13 protein-coding genes are annotated in these 13138 nt (G+C 35.1%); 8 read left to right on the top strand and 5 right to left on the bottom strand.

The annotated features are described in order from the left end of the window. The first annotated feature begins 237 nt into the window (after nucleotides 1–237). Entirely contained in the window at nucleotides 238–978 is a 741-nt protein-coding gene (locus tag MKX49_RS13455; RefSeq protein WP_340878543.1) for a VCBS repeat-containing protein, read from the top strand. A gap of 142 nt (nucleotides 979–1120) precedes the next feature. Here MKX49_RS13455 and MKX49_RS13450 read toward each other — a convergent pair whose 3' ends face one another. After that, entirely contained in the window at nucleotides 1121–1741 is a 621-nt protein-coding gene (locus tag MKX49_RS13450; RefSeq protein WP_340876739.1) for an NAD(P)-dependent oxidoreductase, read from the bottom strand. A 220-nt stretch (nucleotides 1742–1961) separates the two neighbouring features. Beyond that, nucleotides 1962–2126, bottom strand: a complete 165-nt coding sequence (locus MKX49_RS13445; protein WP_323597597.1) for a hypothetical protein — start codon at nucleotides 2124–2126, stop codon at nucleotides 1962–1964. Between the two features lie 271 nt (nucleotides 2127–2397). Between MKX49_RS13445 and MKX49_RS13440 the strand changes: the two genes are divergently transcribed. After that, entirely contained in the window at nucleotides 2398–3387 is a 990-nt protein-coding gene (locus MKX49_RS13440) for an MBL fold metallo-hydrolase (RefSeq protein ID WP_340876737.1), read from the top strand. A gap of 313 nt (nucleotides 3388–3700) precedes the next feature. Here the strand turns inward: MKX49_RS13440 and MKX49_RS13435 are convergent, their stop codons facing one another. After that, nucleotides 3701–3862 carry a hypothetical protein gene (locus MKX49_RS13435; protein ID WP_340876736.1) on the bottom strand — a complete coding sequence of 54 codons (162 nt, stop codon included), beginning with the start codon at nucleotides 3860–3862 and terminating at the stop codon, nucleotides 3701–3703. A gap of 358 nt (nucleotides 3863–4220) precedes the next feature. Then, nucleotides 4221–5039 (bottom strand): histidinol-phosphatase, encoded by an 819-nt coding sequence (locus MKX49_RS13430; RefSeq protein WP_340876735.1) that lies wholly within the window; start codon nucleotides 5037–5039, stop codon nucleotides 4221–4223. 240 nt (nucleotides 5040–5279) lie between these two features. On the opposite strand from MKX49_RS13430, the gene MKX49_RS13425 reads away from it, so the two are divergent. The 5 genes from MKX49_RS13425 to MKX49_RS13405 all read left to right on the top strand — a co-directional run bounded on the left by MKX49_RS13425 (nucleotide 5280) and on the right by MKX49_RS13405 (nucleotide 9858). After that, the gene (locus tag MKX49_RS13425; RefSeq protein WP_098937171.1) at nucleotides 5280–5915 is read left to right on the top strand and encodes an FMN-dependent NADH-azoreductase; all 636 of its coding nucleotides are present in this window, start codon (nucleotides 5280–5282) and stop codon (nucleotides 5913–5915) included. Nucleotides 5916–6215: 300 nt separating this feature from the next. Continuing rightward, nucleotides 6216–6842 (top strand): fumarylacetoacetate hydrolase family protein, encoded by a 627-nt coding sequence (locus tag MKX49_RS13420; RefSeq protein ID WP_340878542.1) that lies wholly within the window; start codon nucleotides 6216–6218, stop codon nucleotides 6840–6842. Between the two features lie 268 nt (nucleotides 6843–7110). Beyond that, nucleotides 7111–7539, top strand: a complete 429-nt coding sequence (locus MKX49_RS13415) for a MarR family winged helix-turn-helix transcriptional regulator (protein ID WP_340876732.1) — start codon at nucleotides 7111–7113, stop codon at nucleotides 7537–7539. 560 nt (nucleotides 7540–8099) lie between these two features. Beyond that, a complete protein-coding gene (locus MKX49_RS13410) occupies nucleotides 8100–9044 on the top strand; it encodes a sporulation protein (protein WP_340876730.1) in 945 nt (314 codons plus the stop codon). A 586-nt stretch (nucleotides 9045–9630) separates the two neighbouring features. Then, the gene (locus tag MKX49_RS13405; RefSeq protein WP_202316435.1) at nucleotides 9631–9858 is read left to right on the top strand and encodes a hypothetical protein; all 228 of its coding nucleotides are present in this window, start codon (nucleotides 9631–9633) and stop codon (nucleotides 9856–9858) included. Between the two features lie 950 nt (nucleotides 9859–10808). Here the strand turns inward: MKX49_RS13405 and MKX49_RS13400 are convergent. Beyond that, nucleotides 10809–11696 (bottom strand): hypothetical protein, encoded by an 888-nt coding sequence (locus MKX49_RS13400; protein ID WP_340876726.1) that lies wholly within the window; start codon nucleotides 11694–11696, stop codon nucleotides 10809–10811. Nucleotides 11697–12507: 811 nt separating this feature from the next. Between MKX49_RS13400 and MKX49_RS13395 the strand changes: the two genes are divergently transcribed. Further along, nucleotides 12508–12873, top strand: coding sequence for a cupin domain-containing protein (locus MKX49_RS13395; protein ID WP_340878541.1), 366 nt, complete (start codon nucleotides 12508–12510; stop codon nucleotides 12871–12873). The last annotated feature ends 265 nt before the right edge of the window (nucleotides 12874–13138 follow it).

Below are 13138 nucleotides of genomic sequence, written 5' to 3'. Positions count from 1 at the left end.
TGCATATAATTCTATATGGATAATAAAGAGGCAGGTGTGATGAAGTTGGATATGTATGACATCAGAAATGCGATTCATTACTATTACACAAAAATACAAGAAACGAATCATCCCTATTATTGGTACTGTTTGGCTGAGACCCAAAGTAGGGCAGGATTAACAAATGAAGCACTGCAAACGATAGATAACGCCTTGTCGTTTCAGAATCCTTATCCTTCCAAACAGGAACTGGTAGACATGCAATTGAACCTCCAAACCGTTCTTTCAAGACAAATGAACTCCAGCAGAACAGTCATAGTGACCTCAAAACAGGGAGATATTGATGGGGACGGGACAAATGACAATGTTTTTCTTACCGCAATTAAAACCCCTGATAGTCCCTTTTGGAGGAATATAACTTTGGTTATCCAAAATGGGAGGACTAATCAATATGAACAAGTTCCCATGAAAAATGACGCAGGATATAATCCGACCCTTTTTCTTGGTGATTTTACAGGTAATGAGGGGGATGACATATTAGTGGTCATTGATACAGGAGGAAGCGGGGGTTCCATTTATACGTATGTTTTTTCCTACCTTAACGGTCAACTCATGACCATTTTTAATTCAGATTCATTCAATGAATCCTTTCAATACGATGTTCATTATGAAAACCAATACAAAGTAAAGGTGAACAGTCATTACCTAAAAGAAAGGTACATTCTTGACCTGACTTATAAGGATCAGGAATATTTATCTGAAATTTATAACAAGGATGGTATATTGAAGGTGCCGATTGAAGGATGGGTCAATCCTTTATCTGCTTTATATCCGGTTGATTTCAATAGGGATGGCATATATGAGCTCGAAGCGTATCAGAGGATCGCAGGGAGGTACAATGCCGACTCACTGGGATTTGTACAGACTGTATTGAAGTGGAACGGGAAAGCATTTGCTCCTGACCGGCAGAATGTGGCTATTTTCGGAGAGGAAATATAGCACAATGGTACTGGCAAAATCTTCGCCCAAAAGACCGGAAAATATTCCTGGCAATGGTTCACCTGACTGTGTTCATTGACGAAGAAAATTGACCGGCTTTCTATACGATTTAATCGAAGGGGATTCATGCATATTGGAATTTTTAGTAGGCGATACCTACACGTGCTTTTAAAAAATTGTTACTTTTTATTTGGCTAAATGCAAATTCTGCTGTATCCGGAACGGATATTTCAATACCATCCTCCGGCAAAAAGTCGCCTTCTATACGATATATACCAACTCTCTTTCCATCCGGCAAATACGTAGGACAGACAATTGTCCATTGAAGTGTTGATTGTTTAAGCAAATCGAAAACTTCATGATGTTCTTTCGCTGCACGGGTAGACTTCTGCTTTGATTCACTTGTCTGATAACGCAGAGAATTTGGGGTTGTTCTACTTTGGAGGATACCTGCCGTTCCAATGGTTATAATTCGTTGTATACCTTCGTTTTTCATAGCTTCGATAATTAGTGGCATACTTGCTGATAAAGTCGTTGTCCCATCAGTATTAAGTGCACTAATAACTACATCAATTCCATGCATGGCACGTACGATATCATCTTTATTTAAAACATTACCTTGAATGATGGTTAAATTGGCATTGTTTATAGCAATCTTCTCTGGAGTGCGAACTAAAACGGTAACATGATGATTGTCTTGCAGACCATGAATAACTAATTGACCTCCAACTCGTCCAGTTGCACCCAAAATTAAAATATTCATGGAAACGACCTCCTTTTTTCGAATACTATCAAACCACTAACATTATATCGTCATTTTCGACTAATGGGGAGTTTTGTGCATTAAATCATTATAATTCAGTGTTATGTTGCAAGGATAATGTATAAAACGGGCCGCTCAATAGCTTCATGAGGGGCCCGTTTGAAGTGGGAAAAATATAAAAAAGCTTTAAAACAAGACAATAGCGACCACAATTCCGCCCCTAATATTCCTGTCCTTCTTTCGATTTTAGAAAAGCATCAACGGATTCATCCAATAATTTTTCTCGATTAGGATCTTCATTGACATCTGTATCCACTTCCATCACGTCGTTTAATCGACTAACCAAACTTTTTGGCTGAGCTGGATTATTTTTTTCTTTTGGCATATAAACTCCTTCTTAATAGTTATTTTTTATTTAGTATGAACGATTCATCCAATATTCACTAAGATTATTTCCGCGTCTTTCCCAAATTGAGTCCTGTTGTCTGGATGGAAACTTAAAACAGCATACATGTTTTATTTTGCTTATTATTGACTGAATATTATAAATATTGTAATATTTAGTTTGCGCATTTGTTTTCGAAACAACGTTTTATATTAGAAACAATTGGGTTTACCTTGTGTAAAGTCAAATAATCTGACAGGAGGTTTTTATTATGAAGAAAAGAATAAGGAATATTTCGTTTGGTTTTTTGTTGGTAGTGACCATAATTTTATCATTATCATTATTTCTTCCTTCATTTGGCCAAACAGCGGTCCAGCAAACAGATTTTAAAGTAACCCTATTAGGTACAGGCTCTCCACTTTTAAGTACATCCCGCTCCGGTCCAGCTACTCTTGTAGAAGTTGGTAATGAAAAACTCCTCTTTGATGCTGGACGCGGAACCGCTTTACAATTATATAAAGCGAATATGTTACCAGGCAGTGTTGATAAGTTATACCTTACGCATTTGCATTCGGATCATACAATCGGCATACCGGACGTATGGCTTACAGGTTCCTTACCAACAGGAGGGAAAAGAGAGCAACCATTTAAGATTTGGGGACCTAATGGAACCGAGAAAATGATGGTACATATGAATAAAGCATATAAAGCCGATTTGGATGCAAGGGATGACTCTGGAAATGGGAACGTTGAAGGAGCAAGTATTGTCGCAAATGATATCAAGGAGGGGATTGTCTATAACAAAAAGGGAATTGAAGTAATAGCCTTCAAGGTTGACCATAAATCAATAGAGCCGGCTTTCGGTTATCGGGTTAATTACAAAGGACATTCAGTAGTGATCTCAGGTGACACCCGCTATAATGAAAATCTTATAAAATTTTCCAAAGGTGCTGATGTGGTGATTCATGAGGTTGCAGCGGCAAAACCTGATAATGAATCAGAATCAATCGCCAATATACTTGATCTTCACACTACACCGGAGGAAGCAGGTAAAGTCTTTAGCCAAATACAACCAAAACTTGCTGTATACTCACATATAGTATTATTGGGAGGATTAACAGAAGAAAAAGCTGATTTGCTAGAAAGAACAAAAAAAACATATAAAGGAACTGTGTTAGTAGGGAAGGATTTGCTATCCATTGAAATAGGGGAAAAGGTACAAGTACAAAAGCCGGTTAACGAGGCGAACTCGGGGAACTAAAACGGACCAGCTTCAGCTATTTCATGAATGAGAGGGCTTACTTCAAAGGAAGGTTGCTGATGCAACCTTTTTTCTTATGTTAATAAAGGGGCAGGCAGTTTAAAAAATGTCGATAGTTAACTCAATTGATAAAATTGGAGAAGTGTCAATTCCAAAAGAACAAGGAAGAGCAAAGGAATATCATGAGCGAAAAGGGCGCTTGAATTTAATAAAAGGAAGCACATATTATACGTGACTAATATGTGCTCTTCTTTTTAAAAATTTATAATGTTTTAGGTGTTGAAACAAGCTTTATTCAATAAGGAAGTATAAATTAAAGATACCCATTTAATACTGTGCCAAAAAGATCGAATTCAGGATCTTTCGACTGGGCTTTTGGAGGGGCTTCGGATCGTCCTATAGAAGAGTTGATATCACCTTCAACGGACTCTACAAGGGTTTCGTCATTCTCTTTATACAATGGGTTATCAATCATCCCAAAATCAACTCCTTTTTATAAGATAAACAAATGGTTAGTTATTAATTCCCTAAATACTTTTATTTTATGCAAAAAATAGGTCGATGACTGGAATTCATTGAAATGAACGGGGAAAAACTTGTAAGCAATCGTGATGATTTTTATGACAGAATGCATAATGATTATTTTATGCCCATAAAAAAAAATGGTACCGATTCATTGATCAGTTAAGGGATGTAACAGGATTCAGTAGCTACCCCTGTACACGAATGAATTTTTGGACTTTGGCCTTCTTAGTAGCAAAAGGATTGAAAATGTTCATTCCACATGGTTACAGGACGCTCTAATGATCGGACCTGTTCTAATGACTGAAAGGTTAAAGTGGAGTGAGAATCCTTTCCTTTTTAACAAAGTAAGCCCACTCAGAAAAGCCGATCTCCTTTAGTCTTTTTTTAACTAGTTCAAATTCATCGCCAATACGTTCCGGTGTATGCGAATCTGATCCAAAGGTTACCTTCACATCATAGAAAAGAGCTCGTTCTAAAATGTCATCTGCTGGATACCACCCACCACAATCTTTCGTTTTACCAGAGGTATTAATCTCAATGGCGATATCTTCTGAACTAATGATTTTTAGCGTTTTTTCAATACTGTCTGTCTCAATGGAAGAAAAGGCTGGATAAAAACCTTTCATTGCATCAATATGGCCTAAGATTTGGAACACTCCGCTTTTAGCCGATTTCTGTATTAATTCATAATATTCATCCTTTACTTTTGCCTGTTCTCTAGAGCTTAAGCCATTCCAACGCCCTCTTTTAAAAATGCTAATATCCTGCACATAATGAACAGATCCAATTATGTAGTCAAAGGGGTGTAAAAGATATTGATCACGGTAGACTTCAATGTGATCAGGGAAGAAATCACTTTCCATTCCTAATAATACGTGAATTTTGCCTGCATATTTCTCTTTTAAGCGAAGTACTTCCTCAATGTAAGGGACAAGTTCACTTTTTGCCATTGCAATAGTTGGATAGAGATGGTCGTCCTCACTATAAAAATATGGAGAATGATCAGAAATCCCAATATAATGCAAGCCGTATTCGATGGCTTGCTTTACATAATCCTCAATTGTGCCGATAGCATGTCCACAGCGTTCATGGTGAGTGTGGAGATCAAATTTTATTGAATTCGTCATTTTCTTAGTCCTCCTAAAGTGGAACCAGATTGTCTTATTTTATCATATCCAAAATCACATCCTTTCTCACAAATTGAAAGAAGATTTATACCTTACTGCCCTTGAAAACGAATTTCTATCTTACGGACTTAATTTTATACCCATCAATTAAAGTATTTTAGTTCGAGTAATTGTATAAAGGTTGAATTCCCTAGACAAACTAGAATGTTCAAATATGTAAAAAGAAAGGGAAGATACTGAATGACAAAGGTATTGTATATCACGGCCCATCCTCATGATGACAAACAATCTTACAGTATGGCCGTTGGAAAAGCATTTATTGACACATATAAAGAAGTAAATCCTAGCCATGAAATTGTGAATATTGACCTTTATAAAGAAAATATTCCTGAAATTGATGTGGATGTTTTCAGTGGTTGGGGGAAACTTCAAGCTGGAAAGGGTTTTGAAGAACTCTCGTCGGAGGAGAAAGCGAAAGTTAGTCGGCTCTCAGAATTATGTGAGCAATTCATAGCTGCCGATAAATATATATTTGTATCGCCTTTATGGAACTTTTCATTCCCGCCAGTTTTGAAAGCGTATATTGATTCCGTAGCTGTTGCAGGTAAATCATTTAAATACACCGAACAAGGCCCAGTTGGTCTTTTAACTGATAAAAAAGCCTTGCATATTCAAGCTCGCGGTGGTATTTATTCAGAAGGACCGGCAGCTGAAATGGAAATGGGTCACCGATATCTAAATATCATCATGCAATTCTTCGGAGTGCCTTCCTTTGAAGGTTTATTCATTGAAGGACATGCAGCAATGCCTGATAAAGCACAAGAAATTAAAGAAAATGCTATAGCACGTTCAAAAGATTTAGCTTCTACTTTTTAAATCAAGGAGCCAACAATTTTTGTTGGCTCTTTTTTTGTCAAAATAAAAAATAATTATGTGGATGTATTCTTCTTCACCAATCATAGGGCATTAAGACTTCGTATTTTATCCACATGTTAAAATCTGGACCGCCCTAACGTCATTCGAACATGAAATTATATTAATCATTGTATAAAAAGTCAGAAAAATATAAAATGTACTTAAATCGGAGGGCTTCTTCTTATGCCATGAGTAAGGTTTTCAAATTGTTCCACTATCATTTAAATATTGATTTCTTAAAAGAAAAGAGTGAGTTTTATGATGAAAGACATTAAAAATATTTTTTGCGTAGGTCGAAACTATGCTTTGCATGCAAAAGAGTTGAATAATGAAATACCAACTTCCCCTTTTTTATTTTCAAAACCAACTCATTCGCTCGTGGAAGCAAACGGTCAGTCAATTACGTTGCCGAGTAATCAGGGTTCCGTTCACTTTGAAACTGAACTTGTCATACATATCGCAAAACAGTTCGGACCAGGAATGAAAGTAGATGAAATAGTAGATTCCATGGCCATTGGGTTGGACCTGACACTTAGAGATGTTCAATCACAGTTAAAACAAAAACAGCATCCTTGGCTTTTGGCTAAAGGATTCAAAAATTCGGCAGTTGTTAGTGATTTTATTCCGTTTCCAGGTGTCGAAGCATGTGAACAATTAGATTTTTCCCTTTTAAAAAATGGAGAGCGTGTACAAGTCGGGAATATTAAAGACTTACTTTTTGATTTGCAAACCATTATAGAATTTACAGCAGAGCATTTTGGGCTTGGAAAAGGAGATATAATTTTTACCGGTACTCCAAGTGGCGTCGGTCCTCTTTCAGATCAAGACCAGCTTTCACTTAACTGGGGTGGAAATGAAATAGGGTCCTGTTCAGTTACGATGCGTTAAAGAAAAAAGCAGTCATTTTGACTGCTTTTTTTATGGATTAACTCAATTTTAGACAAAAAGAAGAAACTCGTCTAAAATGAGAAGAACCAAATAACTTACATGGAAACGGCCAATATGGCACGCACTTTTTCAAATAAGTTTTACTATAAAAATTCTGGCTTTGGTAAAATTATTTTTTATGGAGTATTTTAGAACAATTTATATGCCTTATGATAATAAATTAAAGTGCCAAATTTTATTATAAAGGATAGAACAGGGTGGAATGTGCATGAAAAACAACCAAGATAAGAAGTATTTAGATAATTGGCTCTCGATTACAAATATTCAAATGAGCATTACGAATGAGCTGGAAAGTGCTTTGCAAAAAAATCATAACCTTTCATTAAAAGAGTTTTACGTTCTTTACTTTTTATCCAAAACAAGCGAAAAACAATTGAGGCTACAACAATTACAAGAGATGGTAGGATTAAGTCAAAGTGCTATATCCAGGCTGGTAGTCAGGCTTGAAGCAAAAAGCTGCGGCGTATTACAAAGGCAAATATGCGAAGATGATCGAAGAGGTATTTACACACGTTTAACTACATTAGGTGAAGAAAAACTACAAATATCATTAAATACAGTTCATGAAATTCTGCACTCTGCTTTTTCAAAAGGAAACCTTCAAGAGGAATTACAATCCTTAATCGAGAAATTATAATATGGTTCTTATATCCCTTAAAACGTGAAGTCGGTTATTTCTATATATTTTAGATAGGAATATACCTTTAGCCCAGTAAGGTAATAATGAACGGATCTGTTGAGAAAGAGAGAAGTGTTTCTCCGAAGTTGAATGTAAGCGCATGCATTTGAGTGGGGTGAAATAGGTTTGTTTTACCAGAGAGGATAAATTTGATTTATGCCTAATAATAAAAATGCCAGGGCGAAGAATTGTTAGCTCCTGGCATTCTTTTTTTTGAGCGAAAATTGAACTCTCCCTCAATCGTTATCTGTATTGTTGCTGGTTTTCCCCCTAAATTAACAATAATTAATGTTAATAATCCATCAACAGCATCATAAAAGATGACGAACTCCAATATCAAAGGAAGATCACTAACTGCGGTAAATTATTTGAAACTATTTTCATTTTTTGACGTAATACTATCAGGGATAATTTAGAAACTCATAAAATACAAATGGATTTCTTGTTCTTGTTCTTTCTAATTACGCCCCATTTTACATATAAATTCTAATAGAGGTTTGACGAAGGGAAGAGGACGTATGTTTAAAAAAATCTTAGCAAGCTTAGGAAAAGGAGCTGCAACTGTAGATTTACAATGTGACAATCATAATTATCAAGCGGGAGAAAGCATTCAAGGGCAGCTAGTCATTCAAGGCGGTGAGGTGGAACAGAAAATCAATCAATTGACTGTCCGGTTGATGATGAATGTGGTATTAAAACAAGGAAGCGTTACTAAGGAAGTTGCACATATACCATTAGTTAATCGAGATTGTATTCAGCCCAAAGAACGTAAGGTCATTCCTTTTCATTACGTCCTACCTATGAATATACCTATTTCAAGGGGAACTGTTTCATACTATCTGGATACACATCTTGATATTGAGGGCGGGGTCGACCGCAAAGATGTAGACCGGCTAGTCATCCAATCCCAGGAATCTATCACATCCATTTTTAATGCAATGGCTCAATTAGGATTTCGCGAGACAGCAGACTCAGGTAAACTCGATCAATATGGACAGGAATTTGCTTTCTTTCCCACACAACAATTCATGGGACAAGTAAATGAAGTGGAAATGCGGTTTGCCAATGAAGAATCAGGTATCCGGGTCTGGATGGAAGTTGACTGTAAAAGCGGCTACAAGGAAATTGAAGCAAAACGTGAGTTTCATTTAAATCAAAAAGTTCTTGAGCAAGAAGACGATCTTCATAAGCTACTTGGAAAGTATATATCGCAAGCTATTGATCAGCCTTTTGCTTTTACACAGCCGTTCTCTTATTCCGCAAACCATCCTCATGGTCGCTCTTCCCAAATGGGGAACACTATACCTGGAATGGTTGGTGGATTAGCAGTGGGTGTTTTAGGGACTATGTTATTCACTGAGATGCTGGAAGGTTTTGATATTGAGGAAATATTTGAAGAAGCAACAGAGGATTTTGATGGGGGATTTGATTCTTTTTTTGATAATGGGTATGGGGAATCCTAAAAATAATTAGAGAATAAAAAAAGTGCCACTAATCAGTGCGTGGGTAAGAATTGGTAGACAAGCGTTACTTACTTTGATCAGTAAGAAACGCTTGTTTTATTGTTGTTTTTATATGAAGCCAGGAAGAGGACATTTAACAGTGTAACTTGATTCCTTTTGCATATGCTCTGATTTCCCCTTAATCCTCCTATATTTAGAAAAGTTTTATCATCAGTCTGAAATCTCCATTCTTCTTTCCCAGAACAGTTCACTATAAACGAAATATCTCTATCTGTTGTTAATTGGATTAGGTGAAGTTGATCATGAGACTAATCATATTTTGTGAATCAAGAAAAGAAAAAAACATGTAGGTAAACTAGTTCATCCTAAATTAATGGTTGATTTTTACTTAAAGGCAATCAAAAATAAGGTTTTTGGGTTGAGAGAAAATATGAATGCTGCACTATGATAACTACAATTTAATGGAATTGACATGATTCATCTTCTGAAAGTAGCCCTTCGTTTTTTGGTTTGACATGAAATAAATGAATAAACAATCCTATAAGGCTAATTCTATATACAAGAATGTTAAAAAGGAGATTACATCGTGAAGCCATATGAAATAAAAAATATGATTATTGATGACGAGTTTAATGGTGAAGAATCGGTTACAGCTGACTTTACTCACAATGATAAAGATTATAGCATTACTTTAAAAAAAGAAGATCTTGAAATAATTAATGCATGGGTTTTTGAGGATGGCTCATCTCTTCCAGCAAACTTATCAGGTACTATCATTGAATCAATAAGAGAAGATATTAAAAAGAGAATCTAGTCATTGGCACTAGATCTTTTTTTGTCATTTTCTTAATCGAAGAATAATGTAGCCTTGTTTATATGGATGATAAAAGATAATGAAAAATTATTGCTTGGGTGCAATACCAATAAGAGTGGAAAAGGGCTTATATAACGAATATGTATATTTCAGAAAACTTGGGGACAAGGAATCTTTATTGTTTTGTTACTAAATTAGTTAATATAGCTTATAAAAGAAAAAAGGTCTTTTTCGTAGTTAATTACTAAAAAACCCATTAAGGTACTAACCAAAATTTCTCTTGAGGACTTAAGGATAATTTTTAAAAAAACGAGCGAAAGTCAATTCAATCGAATTTTTAAAAACGATTGCTGCATGATGACCTCCAAAGCCAAATGTATTGGATACAAGTTTATGAAGTAGAAGCAGAACTTCGTATCGAATCTGCTCTTCGTTTAAAGGTAACGGAAGATATAGCGAGTATTAAAAACCCTGTAGGATTATTTCCAGTATGTGTATTTTTATATTGAAAAACAAACGTATAAAACAAGGATAAATAATCCTATCAAAAACGTTCGTTATGTATAAACTCCTTGTACTAAGGGTACAGACTCATGTCCATCAAGCTAAGAAACAATATACCCCCAAAACAATATTTTTGTTTTGGGGTATTAGAAATATTAACTTATGGCAATGTGGTACTACCTCTTACAGAACCGAGCTGACTTTGTGAACAAGCTGAAGCCTTCTTTTTAAAAACTTAAAGAATTTTCTAAAATAAAAATAGTGATTTTATTCTCTTTTTTGTATCCTTATAGCAATCAAATATCCTGTTATGACAATAATTAGACCGCGGATGAAATTACCTGCTATAAGTCCAAACGAACCGCTCTCCTGAGTTGCTACATATCTACTTAAGTAATAAAACACTACGGTCGCAATAATAAAGTATAGAAAATATCCTAAATATTTCATTTTGTTATATCAATCCATCCATTATTTTTATACCAATCCCTACCATCACTAAATTTAGCTATAGCTGTTCCAGGATCGCCATAGTTTAAAGCAAATCCAATAGCAGAACCAATAACTGTTGCAATAGCAACGCCTCTTATCGTTTTAATCTTTAGCTTTTTAGCTTGGGCTGTAACTACTCTTGAAAGTCCTTCTTGAGCTTTCTTTATCCCTTTCTTTTTAATGTAATTTTTAACTGCAGATATACCCCCTCCAACTACTCCAGCTATTGCTAGGTTAAAAGCAGCACCTGCCACATAAATACCAACAGCAACTTTTCCCTTTTTCTTAGCTGCATAAACTGTATCCGAACCAAAAAGCACTTTTTTCACCTTAGAGACTAAAGCAATTTCTTCGAATTCTAACTTTTCTAAATATTTTTCTTCTAATTGTTCTTGAGTTGCCTCTAGGTCATTAAACGTTTCCGAATTTCCATCAAAAAGACCAATAAGTGCCTCTTCTAATAATTTTACTTCTTCAGTTCCCGAAATAGTTGCTGTTTCTTTAACAAGTATCAAAAATTCTTCTTTTTCATCATTTTCCATTTTAGAAATATCTAACTCTTCGACGGCGGCTTCAAAATCAAAATCATCATCTAGAATTTCTTCATTAAATTCTTCAGCACCTTCACCTGTATATACTCCTAAATTTTCAAGCTCATTATCACTCAACTTATTTAAATCTTCATACGTTAAATTTTCTAAGATTCCCTCACCAAAGAAAAAATCATCTTCGAATTTTTTTGTTGGTTTGGTATCAGCATAAGATAAAAGTGGTTCTGTAACCGTTGAAAATAAAAGAACAATAGCAGCAAAGAACAAGAATTTTGGAACAAAATTCTTCATATAAATACACCTCTTTTCTAAAATATTAGAGGTATCCACAACATTTTAGAAATGTTATACGGAAAGCAAATTAATCGGTCAAATCAAACCACTTTTTAAAGTTCTTTTAATGCTTAAATTAGCATTGAAAAACAACGGACGTTATCAGAACATTCCCTTTTATATCAACATTTCTAGGCTTAACGTACAATTTTTATGTTTTACTGCATTTACCTCTATTGGGATAAATATACTAAACTCCTATTTATTTTGCAATGCGTTAGGATAAAAGTCTTATTTTTCGATATTAAAAGAGAAGTTAGACTTATTTGTATAGAAATTATTCCGGATGACTAAAAATATATAAAAGTAGGGGTTGCCAAACAAAGGGCCAATTGCTATTTAATAGAAAGTGGGAAGGAAAAAGAATTTTTCAGTAGGTTAAACGCTTGATATTAATAATTTTTTAGGGATATTCGTACATATTAGTTTTGATAAGTACGAAATATAAAAAAAGAGCCATTTAGGCGCTCTTAAAATAATTTTTCAGGTAACTCTTTTAAAATTAGCATCCGTATAGGCACGATTCTTGAAGAAGTTTCAATTTTCTTAATGAACTAACGGGTGCGTTCTTAAGATCGGAGCTGTCTTTAAGGCAGCTTTTTCTTATGCAACTATCGGGGCAGGATAGTTCGAGATTGCTGTGTGGTCTTTGTTCAACAATAGGGCCATTTTGTGGAGGATCAGCAGAAACTTTGAGATCTTAATCAAAATAGTAATTAATCTATGGAAGTTGTAAAATAAAGGTAATAATAGTTCTGGGGGGATTTATATCAATTATAATGCTATTAATCTAAGCGAGAAACTGTCCAAATTCAGTGAACACTGGTCGCCCAAAGTCATTGGTGAAATGAATGACTATCAGTTTAAGTTAGTTAAGATTCTGGGGGATTTTGTATGGCACGATCATAAAGACACCGATGAGGCATTCATCGTGATAGACGGCGATATGTCCATCGCATTCCGCGATGGAGAGGTTAAACTTTCCAAAGGAGAAATGTATGTGATACCAAAAGGTATGGAGCATAAGCCTCATGCTGAAAAGGAATGCCATATAATGCTGGTAGAGCCTAAAGGTGTAGTCAACACTGGTGAAACTAATTTTAGACTACCTGCTGAAAATAATATATGGATTTAAACCAATAATTCAGTTACTTTCTTTGGATCAACATATAAAAGAAATTTACAAATTTTCGCAATCTGGAGCGATTCTTTTATAAGAATCGCTTTTCCGGTTAGTTCAATAAGAAGTGCTATTATAAGCCCTAACCCAACCTATTTTAAGGAGGCAAACATGAGCTTGGGCTTATTTCTAAGACAACTGATATAAAGGATGTTTGGATGTACAGAGAAAGAAATAACAGTGTAATCGATAGTATTGTTATACATGATTATTTGATTTA

Source organism: Peribacillus sp. FSL M8-0224 (assembly GCF_038003055.1).
In the GTDB taxonomy this organism is placed as follows: Bacteria; Bacillota; Bacilli; order Bacillales; family DSM-1321; genus Peribacillus; species Peribacillus frigoritolerans.
The sequence above is the reverse complement of the archived record's forward strand: the minus strand, read 5'-3'. Positions and strand labels throughout refer to the sequence as shown.